Source organism: Gemmobacter nectariphilus DSM 15620, from assembly GCF_000429765.1.
GTDB lineage: Bacteria > Pseudomonadota > Alphaproteobacteria > Rhodobacterales > Rhodobacteraceae > Wagnerdoeblera > Wagnerdoeblera nectariphila.
Map to the genome: position 1 here is coordinate 1 of NZ_AUCM01000020.1, position 15,851 is coordinate 15,851.

General features: G+C 66.7%; 12 protein-coding genes and 2 pseudogenes. 6 read left to right on the forward strand and 8 right to left on the reverse strand.

All coding sequences use genetic code 11. The features are described 5' to 3' along the window. The 3 genes and pseudogenes from G481_RS26250 to G481_RS24175 all read left to right on the forward strand — a co-directional run. A pseudogene (locus tag G481_RS26250) lies at positions 1-696 on the forward strand (hypothetical protein); the annotation flags it as partial. A gap of 67 nt (positions 697-763) precedes the next feature. Beyond that, complete coding sequence (locus G481_RS0116085) at positions 764-1,030, forward strand: hypothetical protein (protein WP_028029667.1); 267 nt, start codon at positions 764-766, stop codon at positions 1,028-1,030. Next, positions 1,014-1,646, forward strand: a complete 633-nt coding sequence (locus G481_RS24175) for an ImuA family protein (RefSeq protein WP_051294597.1) — start codon at positions 1,014-1,016, stop codon at positions 1,644-1,646. The genes G481_RS0116085 and G481_RS24175 overlap by 17 nt, the downstream gene beginning before the upstream one ends. Before the next feature lie 69 nt (positions 1,647-1,715). Here the strand turns inward: G481_RS24175 and G481_RS25580 are convergent. From G481_RS25580 to G481_RS24205, 8 genes and pseudogenes are all read right to left on the reverse strand, one after another. Beyond that, positions 1,716-2,003 (reverse strand): annotated as a pseudogene (locus G481_RS25580) (IS5/IS1182 family transposase); the annotation flags it as partial. Positions 2,004-2,180: 177 nt separating this feature from the next. Beyond that, positions 2,181-3,572 (reverse strand): MmgE/PrpD family protein, encoded by a 1,392-nt coding sequence (locus tag G481_RS24180; RefSeq protein ID WP_051294598.1) that lies wholly within the window; start codon positions 3,570-3,572, stop codon positions 2,181-2,183. Continuing rightward, entirely contained in the window at positions 3,569-4,447 is an 879-nt protein-coding gene (locus tag G481_RS24185) for an ABC transporter permease (protein WP_051294599.1), read from the reverse strand. Before G481_RS24185 ends, G481_RS24180 begins: the two co-directional genes overlap by 4 nt. 8 nt (positions 4,448-4,455) lie before the next feature. Continuing rightward, positions 4,456-5,385, reverse strand: coding sequence for a nickel ABC transporter permease (gene nikB, locus G481_RS0116110; RefSeq protein ID WP_028030936.1), 930 nt, complete (start codon positions 5,383-5,385; stop codon positions 4,456-4,458). Between the two features lie 92 nt (positions 5,386-5,477). After that, the gene (locus G481_RS0116115; RefSeq protein WP_028030937.1) at positions 5,478-6,980 is read right to left on the reverse strand and encodes an ABC transporter substrate-binding protein; all 1,503 of its coding nucleotides are present in this window, start codon (positions 6,978-6,980) and stop codon (positions 5,478-5,480) included. A gap of 45 nt (positions 6,981-7,025) precedes the next feature. Then, complete coding sequence (locus G481_RS24195; protein ID WP_084451018.1) at positions 7,026-8,072, reverse strand: ABC transporter ATP-binding protein; 1,047 nt, start codon at positions 8,070-8,072, stop codon at positions 7,026-7,028. Then, positions 8,069-9,043, reverse strand: a complete 975-nt coding sequence (locus G481_RS24200; RefSeq protein ID WP_035026419.1) for an ABC transporter ATP-binding protein — start codon at positions 9,041-9,043, stop codon at positions 8,069-8,071. The genes G481_RS24195 and G481_RS24200 overlap by 4 nt, the downstream gene beginning before the upstream one ends. A 389-nt stretch (positions 9,044-9,432) precedes the next feature. Further along, entirely contained in the window at positions 9,433-10,221 is a 789-nt protein-coding gene (locus tag G481_RS24205) for an IclR family transcriptional regulator domain-containing protein (RefSeq protein WP_035026422.1), read from the reverse strand. Between the two features lie 195 nt (positions 10,222-10,416). Here G481_RS24205 and G481_RS0116135 point away from each other — a divergent pair, with 195 nt between their 5' ends. Genes G481_RS0116135 through G481_RS0116145 form a run of 3 tightly spaced genes read left to right on the forward strand, consistent with a single transcriptional unit; the run spans position 10,417 to position 15,834 of the window. Continuing rightward, on the forward strand, positions 10,417-12,486 hold the full coding sequence (locus tag G481_RS0116135) for a hydantoinase/oxoprolinase family protein (RefSeq protein ID WP_028030938.1): 2,070 nt from the start codon (positions 10,417-10,419) through the stop codon (positions 12,484-12,486). A gap of 19 nt (positions 12,487-12,505) precedes the next feature. Continuing rightward, positions 12,506-14,242, forward strand: a complete 1,737-nt coding sequence (locus G481_RS24210) for a hydantoinase B/oxoprolinase family protein (protein WP_051294600.1) — start codon at positions 12,506-12,508, stop codon at positions 14,240-14,242. A 17-nt stretch (positions 14,243-14,259) separates the two neighbouring features. Further along, positions 14,260-15,834, forward strand: a complete 1,575-nt coding sequence (locus tag G481_RS0116145; protein ID WP_028030939.1) for an aldehyde dehydrogenase family protein — start codon at positions 14,260-14,262, stop codon at positions 15,832-15,834. The last annotated feature ends 17 nt before the right edge of the window (positions 15,835-15,851 follow it).

Below are 15,851 nucleotides of genomic sequence, written 5' to 3' on the forward strand. Positions count from 1 at the left end.
GAGGCCGACGAGCTGCGCGGCTTGCGCGCGCAAATCCTGCGGCTGCGGGCCGCCTGTCTGGACATGCAGCTGGATGGCGATCTTGCCGACTTCCTCGACGGGCTGCGCAATCTGGTGCGCCGCACGACGTTGACCCTGATCGAGGCCCGCGCAGCCCTGTCGCGCCTGACCGCGGTCATCGCGCAGCATGCGGCCGTCCCAGCCCCCGAGGAAAGCCCCCTGCCCTGCCTGACCAGTGTGGAAAACCCCGTCACGGCGGACACCGCACACCACCACGAAGAACCCGCAGCCAGCCCCCTGGCCGCCGTGCAAATCCCTGCCGACCCGCCCATCGACACCAACAAGACGACCGCCTGTGACGGACGGTCTGTCCGCCACATAGAACCAGAGTCAAAGACAAAAAAAGAAAGGGAAACCAGCGGCCATCGCTGGTCCGACCTGACCGAGGTCAGCGCCTTCTACACCGAGCCGCAAAGCGCCAGGGAAACCACCGCCATCGCCTTCGAATTCGGAAGGATGCTGAGAATAAGCCAGGATCTTCTTGCCAGAGCCGCAGCACGGCTGGGAATCTGGCAATTGCTCAAGCTGGAAGACCGCATGGCAAGGAACGCCGGGACGATCCAGAACCCCGATGCCTATTTGCGCGCAACCCTGACCGCATGGCCATCCGCCGCAGCCGGGCAGGGCGCAAGCTGACGGTCGCTCTTGGGGAATCGGTTCTGTTCTGCCATTGTTCTTGCCAGGCCAGCCGCAGGACCACGCCATGAGCAACTTCCATTCGCAAACCAAGGGCCAGGATGCGCGGCGCGCGCTGTTCCGCCCGGTGCTGGAAAAGACATTGGCCGACAGCGCAAGAAACCTGCCGCCGCTGGCCACGATCCATCCGGGCCAGCCAGCGCCCATCATCCGGCGCGGGGCAGGGCGCCGATGGCTGACCGCGGGCACGGCCGAAGCCCTCCAGATGCGGCGCCCCTTGCCAGACCAGGCGCTGACCATTACCGCCGAGCAGACCCGTGCAAATCCTCGCTGACCGACATCTTGCCAAACCGGAGGACCCCCTCACGCTGCTGGGCGCCCGTGTCCACGAGGCCGAGGGGCGGGGGCGCATCGCATTCGCCCTGTTCCAGGCCGCGCGCACGGCCGGGCCGATCTTCTGGATCGCCCTTGCCCATGACCAGGATCGCCTGCTGCCCGAGGGCCTGGCCGAGCGCCTGCATCTGGTCGAGGCCCGCGACGAGACTGACCTGCTATGGGCCACCGAAGAGGCCCTGCGCAGCCCCGCCGTCGCCCTTGTCATCGCCGAGCCCGCAAGACCCCTCTCGCTGACCGTGGGCAGACGGCTCCAACTTGCCGCCGAAGCCGGCCGCACCACCGGCCTCATGCTGATCCACCAAGGCAGCGGAAGCCATGCCGCCGAAACCCGATGGCAATGTGAACCCCTGCCCGGCCCCGAGGACTCGACTCGGCACCGCTGGACACTTATCAGGAACAAAAAGGGAACAATCGGACCACATGATGTGAACTGGTATGGCGCGCCGGCTGATCTACATGGATCGAGGGTTCACCAGTTTCGGTCTGGCACAAAGAAGGCAAGATTACCGGATTTACCCGATCAAACCACAGTAATGCGTAAAATTGTTATGTAATGGCTTTTGAGGAATATTTCTCCTTACTAATCTTTACCTGCGGTCATTAGACCAGGTACCTCTTTGGCTTCACGCCACGCAGACGATCTCGGCCGTGGCGAGGGCACTGAAATGGTTGAGGAGGGCAAACGGTATCTGGATTTCGGCGGTTTGGCGGTCTGGGTCTCTTGCCGCGATGCGTTCGCCGAACGCCTTGAGGCACCGCATCTGCGCTTCGATCCGGCTTAGGACGTGGTATCCGGTCCATCGCTTCCAAAATGCCCTTCCGTAGTGCCGAGTGGCACGCCGGGTTTCGTCGCGGGCCCGAGCAGCTGGGCAGTCTTCCTTCCATGCTCGGCCGTTCTTGCGGATCGGGATACCCTGGTCATCTTGCGGTGGATATCAACGTGCCGGAGACCAGCGGCGGCGATACCGCCGCCCGCCCTGTCAGCCTGTGCATTCGCCCTTGTCATTTGGCAATTGCCGTCTCACTGAATGCCCGGTCCGGCGCATGCCAATCGGCGCCGGCAATCATAAAGCCAGCTGCCAGATGGGTCAAAGCGGCTTGGCCAGCGCAGCCAGCAGCGGGCCGTAGTCCCCATCGTCGAAAGCCCGCAGCGCGGCAAGGAGTTCTGTCTGCCGAACCGCAGGCAACACATCGCGCGTAGCGACGCAGAGCTTTTCGGTCAGCTGGCTGCGCGACATCGGATTCGCGGGATCGCCCAAGGGGTGGTGCACGACGCGTTCGTAGTCGGCGGCCGCCGTGCGCACCACGATGCGCGCCCCAGTCTGCGCCGGAAAGGCGCTGTCCATCTCTGGATCGACCAGCAGCGTGACCCGGTTGGCAAAGCTGATCGCCGCTTCGCGGTGCAGGCTGTGCTGGCCCAGCGGCAACAAGGCGCTGATCCCCTCGCTTGCCGCCACGCCCAGAACAAAGGGCACGCTGTATTGTGCCCCCTCCAGCGTGTCGGGATCGCATTCGTTGTTCAGCTTCAGTGCACGTTCAAAGGTGTGGACCGTGACCGATTCAACCGCCTGCCAGTCAAGGCGCTGGGTGGTCAGGATGTCATGCAGGCCGTCCACCGCTGCATGGGCCCAGCGGCAGCAGGAATAGGGCTTGAAATAGCATCCTTCGATGGCAAAGGACCGCCCCAGCCCGCGCAGCACCGCCGCCCGGTCGAAATAGCCCGAATGGTCCAGAATGTCGGTCGGCCCGGTAAAGCCGGCCTGCGCCAGCGATACCGCCATGCAGCCGGTCGCCGCGCTCCAGGTGATGCCTTCCTTGGCGTGGTTGCCCATGACCTTGGAATAGCCGGCCGCCGACTGGTTCGGGGCATGCACCCCCGCGATGGCCATGGCCTGCACCAGCTGGCGCTGATCCAGCCCGCGCAGCACTCCGGCGGCTGCGGCGACGCCATAGCTGCACCAGCGCCCCGTCGACATCGTGTCCAGCCGCGAGAAATCGCGCGCCGCGGCGACGCGGACGGCGACCTCGTAGCCGACGACGATCGCGGTCATCAAATCCTGCCAGCTGCTGCCTTGTTCTTCGGCGATGGCCAGCGCGGCCGGGATGATCGCGGCGCCTGGGTGGCCGCTGGCCGCGCGGTGCCCGTCGTCCAGATCGAGGATGCTGGCGGCGGTGCAGTTGCCGATCACGGCGGCCAGCGCGGGCGCCTTGCGTGCGGCAAACCAGACCGAGGCATCGCCTTGCGGGCCAAGGGCGGCCAGGGCTGCGGTTCGGGCCGCCACGGCGCCGGCGCCCGGTGCCCCGGCGACTGCGGCGGTCACGCAATCCAGCACACAGTTTCCGGTGGCCTCGACCACCGAGGCCGGCAATTGCCCGAACCTCAGATCCAGCGCGAAATCGGCCAGATGGTCCAGGGCGTCCAGCCTGCGGCGGGCCGGGGCGCTGGCGGGCATGTCGGGTGCGGCAAGGGAAGTGGTCATGCCCGGCCTCCTTTCAGTCTGGGATCGAAGGCATCGCGCAACCCGTCGCCGATCAGGTTGATCGACAGGATGGTCAGCATGATTGCGATGCCGGGCAAGGTGGCCAGCCACCAGGCGTCCAGGATGAAATCCCGGCCCTCGGCCAGCAACATGCCCCAGGTGGGGGTGGGCGGCGGCACGCCCATGCCAAGAAACGACAGGCCGCTTTCCCAGATGATGTAATTGGCCGCCCGCACGGTCGCCAGAACCAGCACAGGCGAGAGGACATTGGGCAGGATGTGCAGGCGCAGGATGTGCAGATCGGGCGTGCCGATCGACCGCGCCGCGGCGACATATTCGCGCTCGCGCGCCGACAGCACGCTGCCGCGCACGGTGCGGGCATAGGTCACCCAGTCCGACAGCGCCAGGACCAGCACGATCACCAGCAGCGATGGCCCCAGGATCGCGATGACCGAAATGGTCAGCAACATGAACGGATAGGCCAGGAACAGATCGCCCACCCGCATGATGATCGTATCGACCCAGCCGCCGAAATACCCTGCCAGCGTGCCAAGGATCAGCCCGACCGAGACCGCGACCGTCACCGTTGCCAGCGCGACCATCAGCGACACCTGCCCGCCGACCAGAATGCGGATCAGCAGATCGCGGCCCAGGTTGTCGGTGCCCAACGGGTTTGTCAGGGCGCCGTCCTCCATCCAGACCGGCGGCTCGAAGCGGTGCAGAAGGCTGGTGGCTGTCGGATTTGTGCCCAGCAGCATCGGCAGCACGAAGCAACCGAACAGGATGGCGGCAAACAGCCCCCCGCCGATCACCGCGCTGCGGTGGGCCCAGAACCGGCGGCGCCAGCTGTCGGCAGGGCGGGGCGCCTGTGGCATCGGGACGCTCACTTGTCTGTCCTTCCAAGGCTGATGTTGGGATCGAGCCAGGTGTAGAGCAGGTCGACCGCAAGATTGACGACGACGAACACGATGGCCAGCATCATGACCGCCGCCTGAACGACCGGGTAATCGCGGTCCAGGATGGACTGCACGATCAGGCGCCCCACGCCGGGCCAGGCAAAGACCGTCTCGATGATGACGGCACCGCCCAGAAGAAAGCCGAATTCCATGGCGGCCACGGTGACCAGCGGGATCAGCGCATTGCGCAGCGCGTGCTTGCCGACGACCATTGTTTCGCTCAGGCCCTTGGCGCGGGCGGTGCGCACATAGTCCTGACCCAGCACTTCCAGCATCGCGGATCGGGTCAGCCGGGCGAACAGCGCCACCAGCGAGGCCCCCAGCGCGACCGAGGGCATGATCAATTGCTCCCACGTCCCGCGTCCCGAGGTGGGCAGCCAGTTCAGCTGGACCGAGAACAGCATGATCAGCATGATGCCCAGCCAGAAATGCGGCATCGACAGGCCGAACAGCGCCAGCGTCATGCTGATGGTGTCCAGCCACCCGCCCCGGCGCAGCGCCGCGATGACGCCCATGGGAATGGCGATGACCAGACTGAGCGCCAGCGCGGTCAGCGCCAGTTCCAGCGTGGCGGGCAGGCGTTCCAGGATCAGGCCCAGCACCGGCTCGCGGGTATAGATCGACCGGCCCATGTCGCCTTGCAGCGCCGATGTGACAAAATGCAGATACTGGGCCAGGATCGGCTCATCCAGCCGCAGATCGCGGCGCAGCGTCTCGATCTGTTCGCGCGTGGCATCCTGCGGCAGGATCAGGCCAACCGGATCGCCGGTCAGATGCAGAAAGAAGAAGCTGATCACAGAGATCCCGGCGACGATCAGGACAGCGTGCAGCAGTCGCCGCAGGGGGTATCGGGACATGGCAGGCTCCGGTACGCGCCCGCTTCGGGGCGGCGGCGAGGTTTGGCAAAGGCTGCCGGGCCGGCCCGCAGCGCGGGCCGGCCCGGTCGGGGTCAGGGGGTTGCAGGCTTGGCAAAGCGCGCGAACAGGAAGCCGTCGCGGCGGCCGGTATAGGCCACGTCCTTGGCCACCGCATAGGTTTCCGGCACGATGTAGAGATACAGCCAGGGCGCCTCGGCATAGAGCTTGCGGTCGATCTCGCCATAGATCCGGGCACGTTCGTCACGCGCAAGGGTCGACCGGCCAAGGTTCAGGATCGCGTCGGTGTCGGCGTTCTTGTAGTAGTAATCCCGGCTGGCACTGTTGAACAGGCTGTACATGTAGCGGTCGGGTTCCGGGTTGTCGTCCCACCAGTAGATGTACATCTGGAACTTGCGGCTCTTGTAGCCATCCCACATCACCGCGCGGTCCAGCGGTTGCAGCGTGACCTTGATGCCCACCTGTTCCAGATCGGCCGCGATGGCCTGCGCCTGTTCGCCGACCTGGGTCATGTTGGTGGGATAGGACAGCGTGGTCTCGAAGCCGTTCGGGAACCCGGCTTCGGCCAGCAGCGCCTTGGCCTTGGCAGGGTCGTGCGGATAGGGCTTCAGGGAGAGATCGGCGCCAAAGGTGCGCGGGCTGATCGGGCCGGCGGCCAGGATGCCACGGCCGTTGAACAGCGCATCGTTGATCAGCTGGCGGTTCACCGCATAGTTGACCGCCTGGCGCACCCGTTCATCGGTGAAGGGCCCCTCGAGCGTGTTCAGCCCGACATAGGGCATGACGCCCATGCTGTCGGTCAGCGATCCCTTGCCCGATTTCTCGATGGTCTTCTGGCTGCGGACCGAAATGCCCTCGACGATCCCCGACTCGCCCGCAAGGAACGAGGCGACGCGCGCGCTTTCCTCGGGGATGCTGCGGAAGATCACCCGGTCATAGCCCGGCTTGTCGCCCCAGTAGCCGTCAAAGGCGGTCAGCACGACATCGCCGCCACGGTCCCAGCTTTCCAGCTTGTAGGGGCCGGCGCCGATCGGGGCGCGGTTGAAGGCGTCCTTTTCCATCGCGGCGGTCGCCTTGGGCGGCACGATGGGCAGGTAATAGCTCATCAGGTGCAGGATCGGGGCAAAGGGCGCCTTGGTCTTGAACTCGATGGTCAGGTCATCGACCACGCGCGCGCTTTCGATCTGGCTCATCCGCCCGGCATGGGGCGAGGCCAGATCCGCCGAGACAAGACGGTCGAACGAATAGCGCACGGCTTCGGCATTCACCGGCTCGCCGTTGTGGAAGGTCAGGCCCGGCTTCATGCGGACCACCAGGGTCTGGTCATCGGGGAATTCCCACGATGCGGCCAGACCCGGAGCTACGCCGCCATCCTCCAATGGCTCGAACAGCCGGTCAATGATGTTGAAGGCGACGTTCAGCGAATGCTGCAGGTTGTTCTGCATGGCATCCAGGCCGACCGGCTCGGCCGACTGGACAACGATCAGTGTGCGGCTTTCGGCTGCCGCGGCCCCGGCCCAGACCGCAAGAGACATCGCCCCCAGCAGAACCTTGGCCTTTCCAGAAAGAAAGCTCATGAGTTTGACCTTTGTTACCTCGTGTCGGGTGAAAGAGGGCCTTTGTCAGGCTCTTGTTGACGGGCCGGCGGGGCCGGTCCGTGGCGTTGGCGGCACGGGCGCGGCGCCCGGTTGCGTGTGCAGGTGACAGGCCGACCGGCGCCCTGGCGCGATTTCCGTCAGCGCCGGGGCGATCTGCCGGCACACCGGCATGGCAAAGGGACAGCGCGTGTGGAAATGGCACCCCTGCGGCGGCGCAAGGGGCGAAGGGATCTCGCCCTGCACCACAAGGCGCGGGCCGCGATCGGTGACGCGCGGCACCGGCACGGCCGAAATCAGCGTGCGGGTATAGGGATGTTGCGGATCGCGAAAGATCTGCTCGACCGGGCCTTCCTCGACGACGCGGCCCAGATACATCACGGCGACCCGGTGACAGATATAGCGGATCGCCCCCAGATCATGGCTGACGATCACGAAGCCGACCCCGGTTTCCGACTGGATGCGCCGCAGCAGGTTCAGGATCTGCGCCCGCACCGACACATCCAGCGCCGAAACCGGCTCGTCCCCGATCAGCAGCGCGGGGTTCAGCACCATGGCGCGGGCAATCCCGATCCGCTGGCGCTGTCCGCCAGAGAATTCGTGCGGGTGGCGGTCCAGCACATGGGCGCCAAGGCCCACCACCTGCAAGGCGGCCACGATCCGCGCATCGCGATCCGCGCGCGAGCCCTGCCCATGCACCCGAAGCGGCTCGTCCACGATCTGCCGCACAGTCATGCGCGGGTTGAGCGAGCCAAAGGGATCCTGGAACACGATCTGCATGTCGCGCCGGGTGCGGCGCAGATCGGCCGGCGACAGGCGCATCAGATCCTGGCCGCGAAAGTGGATCGAGCCCGCCGTCGGCTCGATCAGCCGCATCAGCAGCCGCGACAGGGTGGACTTGCCGCAGCCCGATTCCCCGACGATGCCCAGCGTCTCGCCGGTGGCCAGCGACAGGGAAACATCATCGACCGCATGGACCTGCCGCGGCGCACGGAACAAGGAACCGCCGCCGATCTGGAACCGCTTGGTCAGCCCGGTCGCGGCCAGCAGCAGGGTGTCTGACGGATGGGTCATTGCGGCGCCTCCCAGCAGGCCACGCGGTGATCGGGGCCGATCCTGGTCACCGGCGGCGCCGCCGTGCGGCACTGGTCCGATGCCAGCGGGCAACGCGGATGGAACCGGCAGCCTGACGGGCGGTCATCCGGGGCCGGGACCATGCCGGGAATTTCGAACAGCACCTCGGGCAGGGTTTCGACATCGGGCTGCGGCAGGGCGGCCAGCAGACCACGGGTATAGGGATGCTGCGGGTTGGAAAACAGCTCTGCCGTCGTCGCCTCTTCGACCACGATGCCCGAATACAGCACCGCCACGCGGTCCGAGACCTCGGCGATCACGCCCAGATCGTGGCTGATGAACAGGATCGTGGTCTGGTATTCCTTGCGCAGGTTGCGCATCAGATCCAGAATTTGCGCCTGAATGGTCACGTCCAGCGCGGTGGTCGGCTCGTCCGCGATCAGGATCTGCGGCCGGCAGGCCAGCGCCATGGCAATCATCACGCGCTGGCGCATCCCGCCCGAAAGCTGCGCCGGATAGTTGCGGATGCGCGTCTCGGGCGAGGCAACGCCGACCGCGCGCAGCGCCTCGACGGCCATCGCGCGGGCCTCCTGCCGCGAGACGCCCCGGTGGATGCGGAACACCTCGGACAGTTGCGATCCGATGGTCAGCACGGGGTTCAATGCGGTCATCGGCTCTTGAAACACCATGCTGATGCGATCGCCGCGCAGGCTGCGCAGATCGCGGGCCGACAGCTGCGTCAGCTCGCGCCCTTCAAGCCGGATGTTGCCCGACAGGATGCGGGCCCCCGCTGGCAGCAGCCCAAGGATCGACAGCGACAGGATGCTTTTGCCGCAGCCCGATTCCCCGACGATCCCCAGCGTCTCTCCGGCGGCCAGCGACAGGCTGACACCATCGACCACCGGCGCAGAGCCGAAACCGATGCGAAGATCCGAGATCTCCAGCAGTCCTGGTCGAGCGTCGTGCTGCATCCCGCGCCTTTCATGGTGGGTCTGTGGTATGTGCGCATATCGCGCAATGTGCCGATATGCGCACAACCTAGAAAGTCGACCACGGATTTGTCAACCCATGATGTCGCCGTCCCCGCAGATAGCGCGATTGCCGCACCGGATCTGCGCGCCGCCAGACCGGACGTTCCGGGCTCTGGCCACGCCGTGGCGCGCAACTTGGGGGGGCAGGGAAATGATGCCTGCTATGCGCGCGCCTGCAGTCGGCCCGCGTTCCGGGCCCGGTCAAGCCGGGCGTTCGGCTGGTGTCTGGCCCGCGGGTCTGCCCGCTCCGGCATGGGGCTCCGCAGCCCGCCTGGCCGCGCCGCGCATCGGGGGCGGGGCATGCGATCCTTGCGGATCGCGAAGCGCTGCTACAGCAGGCCGGCGGGCCGCTCGATCTCGCGCGCCGCGCGGCGCAGCACCGGCAGGATGCGCTCCACCATGTCTTCGACGCTGCATCGCCCGATCGAGGCCCCGACCGCCAGCGCGGCAATCACCCGGTTGCGCCGGTCGCGCACCGGCACCGCAATCGAGCGCGAGCCCAGTTCGAATTCCTGGTCCTGCAGCGAATAGCCCTGTTGACGGACCTGGTCGATCCGCGCCAGCAGCGCATCGCGGTTGACGATGGTGTATTCGGTCAGCGCCTGCGGGGGCCAGGCGGTCAGCAGCGCATCCAGGTCGTCATCGGCCAGCGCGCCAAGCATCACTTGCCCCATGGCCATCGCATGGGCGGGCAGGCGCAGACCGATTCCCGCCGTTGGCCGGGCGCTCAGGCGCGGGGGTTCGACGCGGCCGACATAGACGATGTCACCCTGATTGAGCACCCCCAGCGAACAGGCCTCTCCGACCTCGCGCGCGACGCCCTCCATGATGGGACGCGCGATTTCAGGCAGGCCGAACGAGGACAGATAGGCATAGCCCAGTTCCAGCACCCGGGCCGTCAGCTCGAAGGTCTTGCCGTCGGTCGTGGCGTGCCCGGTATGCACCAGCGTCAGCAGGATGCGCCGCGCCGCTGCACGGGTCAGGCTGGTGCGCCGGGCCACTTCGGTCGGGGTCATGCGCGGCGACTGGCGGTCGAAACAGGCGATCACCGACAACCCGCGCATCAGGGTCTGCAACAGATCGCCATCGCGCGCGGTCTTGTCTGCCTCGTCATCCATGATCCGCACCAGCCCCTTCGTTCCTGCCGCTGCAAGATACCCCCCGCCTGACGCAAAGGGCAAGCAGGCCACATTTGCGGTCCGGGCGAAATGGGCTGTTGACAGGACTCGCGGGGCCGCCTAGCAATTTGTGCGCGATACGCACGATGGGGCGATATACGCACATTTGCCCGGGGCGAAGCGGAGAGGACTGAGATGACAGTGCAGATTGGCGTCGATACCGGCGGCACGCATACGGATATTGTGCTGCTGGATCGCGCGGCGGGGATCTTTCACACACTGAAGGTTCCGACCACGCCGGCGGATCTTTCCGATGGCATTCTGTCCGGCATCAGCCGCATCCTGCGCGAGGCAGGGCGGCAGGATGCGGCGGCGGCCAACGAGATCGCCTTTCACTACGGCACCACGCTGGTGACGAACATCATTGTCGAGGAGCAGGACCTGCGGATCGGCCTGCTGACCAGCGGCGGGTTTCGCGATGTGCTGGCCATCGGGCGGGCGGTGCGCAAGCCCAACATCTACGACATCCACTGGCGCCCCCTGCGCCCGCTGGTGCCGCGCGCGCTGCGCCGGGGTGTGCCGGAACGCATCGACCACAAGGGCCGCATCGTCGAGCCGCTGGACGAGGCGGCGGCGCGCACCGAGCTGCGTGCCCTGCGCGCCGAAGGGGTTCAGGCGGTGGCCGTCTGCCTGCTCAATGCCTATGCCAACCCGGTGCACGAACAGCGCCTGGCGCAGATCGCGGCCGAGGAAATGCCAGGCGTGCCCGTCACCTTGTCCTCTGAGGTCGCGCGCGAATTCCGCGAATACGAACGCAGCTCGACCACGGCGCTGAACGCCTTTGTGCTGGCCCCGATGATCGCGCACCTGAACGGGCTGGCCGGGCGGCTGGGCGCCGAGGGCGTTCACCGTACACCGTTCATCATGCGCGGCAATGGCGGCATCATGAACTTTGACCTGGCCAAGACGCTGCCGGCCGCCGTCACCCATTCGGGGCCGGTGGCGGGCATCGTGGGCGGCAATGCGCTGGCCCGGGCCGCGGGGGTCAGCGATGCGATCACCTTCGACATGGGCGGCACCTCGTCGGATGTCGCGCTGATTTCGCAAAACGTGCCGTTCTCGACCACTCGCGGGACGCTGGCGGGCTATCCGGTGCTGCTGCCGATGCTGGATCTGGTGACGATCGGCGCAGGCGGCGGGTCGATCGCCTGGCTGGACGCAGGCGGCGGGCTGAAGGTTGGCCCGCGCAGCGCCGGATCGGTGCCGGGGCCCGTGTGCTATGGCCAGGGCGGTGAAAATCCGACCGTCACCGATGCCAACCTGCTGTGCGGGCGGCTGAACGGCGACTACTTCCTGAACGGCGACCGCGTGCTGTCGCGTGATCTGGCGGCAAAGGCGATGAAGGAAAAGATCGCCGATCCGCTGGGCCTGAGCGTGGAAGAGGCCGCCCTTGGCGTGCTGGCCATTGCCGAGGCGCATATGGTCAATGCGATCAAGCTGGTGTCGGTCCAGCGCGGGATCGACCCGCGCGGGCATACGCTGATCGGCTTTGGCGGCGCCGGGCCGCTGCATGCGGTCAGCCTGGCCGAGGCGATGGGCATGCGCCGCGTGCTGATCCCGGCCGCGCCCGGCAATGTCTCGGCCTCGGGGCTGCTGGCGGCCGAGGTGCGCCACGACATGGTGCGCACCCGCGTCGAGCCGCTGCAATCGGCAGATGCTGCCGCCGTGGCCGGCGCCTTTGACACGCTGGTCCATGAGGCCGCCACCGTCTTGCGCGGTCAGGATGTGCCGGCCGCCGATATCAGCGTGCTGCGCGCCATCGACCTGCGCTATCGCGGCCAGGCCTATGAGCTGACGCTGCCGCTGCCGGCAAGCGGGATCGACAGCGCCTTGCTGGACGGCATGGCCGAGAAGTTCCATGCCGAACACGAGCGGGTCTATGGCTATCGCCTGGATCATCACGCGGTCGAAACGGTGAACCTGCGCGTCACCGCAACCAGCACGCCGCCCGCCTTGCCCTGGCCCGAACATGCGCTGGACGCGTCCGCCTGCCTGCCGGTCAGCGGCCACCGCCGCGTGCTCTATGGCGCGGCCGATGGCGGGGCAGACTGGCCGGTCTACCGCTTTACCGACATCGTGGCCGGCGCCCGGGTCGCGGGACCGGCCATCGTGGAATACCCCGGATCGACCTGCGTCATCCCCCCCGGCTGGAACGCGACCTGGGACGCCTGGCGCCATGCCCATGTCGAACGGGCCGAAGGCTGAGCATTCGAAAGAGGTTCCCATGACCAACCCGACCATTCCGACCGCCGCCGCCGTGAACCCGATCACGCTGGAAATCGTGCGCAACGCGCTGACCATGATCGCCGAACAGATCGCCGGGCGGATGATCCGCTCGGGGACGTCCTACATCATCAAGGAGATGGAGGACTGTTCGGCCGCGCTGTTCGACGGACATGGCCGCCTGCTGGCCGAAAGCGCCAGCATTCCCATTCACCTCAACTGCATCGGGATCACCCTGCGCACGGTGCTGGACCACTATTACCCACTGGACACCTGGCGGCCGGGCGATGTGGTCATCACCAACGATCCCTATGCGGGGGGTGAATCGCTGTCCTCGCACCACACCAACGACATCATCGCCTTTCACCCGGTGTTCCATCAGGGGCGGCTGGTCGGCTTTACGGCGCTGAACGTGCATCACATGGACATCGGCGCGATGTGGATGGGCACCCGCGGCTGGGGGGTCGAGATCTGGCAGGAGGGGCTGCGCATCCCGCCGCTCAAGCTGATCCGCGAGGGTCGACGCGACGGGGCGCTGATGGCGCTGATCCTGAACAACAGCCGGGTGCCCGCCATTCTGGAAAACGACCTGATGGGCGAGGCCGCCGGCATCCAGGTCGGCGCGCAGGAATTCACCCGGTTGTTCGACAGCTACGGGCAGGAAACCGTGCTGGCCTGTTTCGATGCCCTGATCGAGCAATCAGAGCGGCGCACCCGCGCCCAGATCGCCGCGATCCCCGATGGCACCTATCGGCACGAGGAGAAGATCCTCGACGATGGTGCCAAGGGCGGGCCCTATACGCTGAAACTGGCAATGACCGTGGCCGGCGACGAGGTGACCTTTGATTTCACCGGCACCGATCCGCAGATCGAAGGGCCGATCAACGCACCGCTCTCGGCCACCATGGCGGCGACCTATTATGTGATGAAATGCATCACCGACCCCGACATCGCCAATACCGAAGGGTGCAAGGCCCCTGTGCACATCGTCGCGCCCAAGGGCTCGCTGGTGAACGCCCAGCTTCCGGCGGCCTGTTTCCAGCGCATGATCGTGTGCCATTCCATCGTCGATCTGGTGATGGGCGCGATCGCCCAGGCCGCGCCGGAACGGGCGATGGCCGACAGCTGCGGTTGTCTTTACAATTCGACGGTGGCGCCCAACCTTGATACCGGGGAAATCGGCGTCGCCTCCGAGGTGGTGCCGGGCGGCATTGGCGCGACCGCCTTTGCCGATGGCATCGACGTGATGTCCTGCCATGTGACCAACTGTCCGATCCCCCCGATCGAGGCCACCGAAATCGAGGCGCCGGTGCTGTATCTGCGCCGCGAATTCGCGCCCGACACCGGCGGCGCCGGGCGCTGGCGCGGGGGCATGGGGCAGGTGCTGGAATACCGCGTGCTGGGGGAAAAGCCGCTGTTCCACCATACCTCGCAGAAATCGGTGATCACGCCGCAGGGCATGATGGGCGGGCTTGCGGCCGATGGCGGCGGCTGGATCATCAACCGTGGCACGCCCGATGAACGCCGTCTGCCCCACGCCATCGGTGATGTCGAATTCCTGCGCCGCGGCGATACCGTCACACATATCAGCCCCGGCGGTGGCGGCTATGGCAACCCTGCCGAACGCGACCCCGCCCGGATCCGCGCCGACTATCGCGCCGGGCTGATCTCGCGGCAGGCGGCGATCCGCGACTATGGACTCGATCCCGAAACCCAACCCGCCGCTGCCGCCAATTGACCGGAAAGGAAAGGCCCATGACCGCCGAACTGCCCCGCGTGACCTATTCGAACATCAACGCCGACTTTACCGCCGTCCACAGCCTGTTCGATGGCGTGCTGGACGACACCCGCGCCCAGGTGCTGGGGCGCGATCATGCCCATCTGATCGGCGGCCAGCCGGTGGCCTCGGGCACGATGACCACGGTTGTCAGCCCGATCGACCGTGACATCGTGATCGGCTGCTTTGGCGTGGCCGATGCGGCCCTGGTCGATCGCGCGGTTCAGGCTGCCCGCGCCGCCCAGCCCGACTGGGTCGCCCGCCCCTGGCAGGACCGCGTCGCAATCCTGCGCCGCTTTGCCGATGAGCTGAGCCGGCGCAAGTTCACCCTGGCCGCCGCCTGCCTGTTCGAGGTCGGCAAGTCGCGCATGGAAGCCATTGGCGAGGCCGAAGAGGCCGTCGATCTGGTCCGCTACTATTGTGACCAGATGGAAGAGAACTGCGGTTTCGTCCGGCAGATGAAGCGCGCCTTCGACAACGAGGAAACCATCGACCGGCTGCGCCCGCTGGGCGTGTTCGCGGTGATCGCCCCGTTCAACTTTCCGCTGGCGCTGTCGGCGAACATGGTCTCGGCGGCGATGGTTGCGGGCAATGCCGTGGTCTACAAGCCCAGCGACCGCGCCGGGCTGACCGGCGCCCTGCTGGCCGAGGCGGCGCAGGCTGCCGCGATCCCCGATGGCGTGCTGAACATGATCACCGGCGACGGGGCGACCGGGCGGGCGCTGGCCCGCCATGCGGCGATCGACGGGATCGCCTTTACCGGCAGCCACGCGGTTGGCATGGGCCTTTTGCGCGATGTGGCGGCCGGCCCCTTCAACCGCCCGGTGATCGCCGAAATGGGCGGCAAGAACCCCACCTATGTCACCGCCAGCGCAGATCTGGATGTTGCGGCAGCCGGGATGGCGCGGTCGGCCTTCGGGCTTCAGGGGCAGAAATGTTCGGCCGGATCGCGGGTATTCGTCGCAAGCGCCGTTTATGACGATTTCATCGCCCGGCTGATCGACCGCGCCCGTGCGGTGCGCATCGGCAATCCGGCTGATGCCACCGTGTTCATGGGCCCGCTGATCGACGACAAGGCGCTGGCGCGTTACATCGAGGCCTGCGACACGGCCCGGCGCGACGGCCGGCTTCTGTTCGGCGGTAAGCAGCTGACAGGCGGGATCCACGATCGCGGCCGTTATGTGCAGCCTGCGATCATCGACACGCTGCCCGACGATCACCCCCTGCACCGGGACGAGCTGTTCCTGCCCTTCCTGACGGTGCAGCGCTTTGACGATCTGGCCGAGGCCATCGCCCGGGGGAATGCCGTGGACTATGGCCTGACCGCCGGCATCTACACGCGCGATCCTGCCGATCTGGCGCTGTTCACCGACCGCGCCGAGGCGGGCGTCCTTTATGCCAACCGCGCCAGCGGGGCGACCACCGGCGCCTGGCCCGGCATCCAGACCTTCTGCGGCTGGAAGGGTTCGGGCGTCAGCTCCAAGGGCGGGCTGGGGCCGTATTACCTTCAGCAGTTCCTGCGCGAGCAAAGCCTGACCCTGTGGCATGAGTAAGCAAGACGGCAAAGGTC

What these genes read in the sequence shown, in the direction of transcription:
- G481_RS0116085 (WP_028029667.1), top strand. Translation starts at nt 764, where the DNA reads ATGAGCAACTTCCATTCGCAAACCAAGGGCCAGGATGCGCGGCGCGCG.
- G481_RS24180 (WP_051294598.1), bottom strand. Translation starts at nt 3,572, where the DNA reads ATGACCACTTCCCTTGCCGCACCCGACATGCCCGCCAGCGCCCCGGCC.
- G481_RS24185 (WP_051294599.1), bottom strand. Translation starts at nt 4,447, where the DNA reads ATGCCACAGGCGCCCCGCCCTGCCGACAGCTGGCGCCGCCGGTTCTGG.
- nikB (WP_028030936.1), bottom strand. Translation starts at nt 5,385, where the DNA reads ATGTCCCGATACCCCCTGCGGCGACTGCTGCACGCTGTCCTGATCGTC.
- G481_RS0116115 (WP_028030937.1), bottom strand. Translation starts at nt 6,980, where the DNA reads ATGAGCTTTCTTTCTGGAAAGGCCAAGGTTCTGCTGGGGGCGATGTCT.
- G481_RS24195 (WP_084451018.1), bottom strand. Translation starts at nt 8,072, where the DNA reads ATGACCCATCCGTCAGACACCCTGCTGCTGGCCGCGACCGGGCTGACC.
- G481_RS24200 (WP_035026419.1), bottom strand. Translation starts at nt 9,043, where the DNA reads ATGCAGCACGACGCTCGACCAGGACTGCTGGAGATCTCGGATCTTCGC.
- G481_RS24205 (WP_035026422.1), bottom strand. Translation starts at nt 10,221, where the DNA reads ATGGATGACGAGGCAGACAAGACCGCGCGCGATGGCGATCTGTTGCAG.
- G481_RS0116135 (WP_028030938.1), top strand. Translation starts at nt 10,417, where the DNA reads ATGACAGTGCAGATTGGCGTCGATACCGGCGGCACGCATACGGATATT.
- G481_RS24210 (WP_051294600.1), top strand. Translation starts at nt 12,506, where the DNA reads ATGACCAACCCGACCATTCCGACCGCCGCCGCCGTGAACCCGATCACG.
- G481_RS0116145 (WP_028030939.1), top strand. Translation starts at nt 14,260, where the DNA reads ATGACCGCCGAACTGCCCCGCGTGACCTATTCGAACATCAACGCCGAC.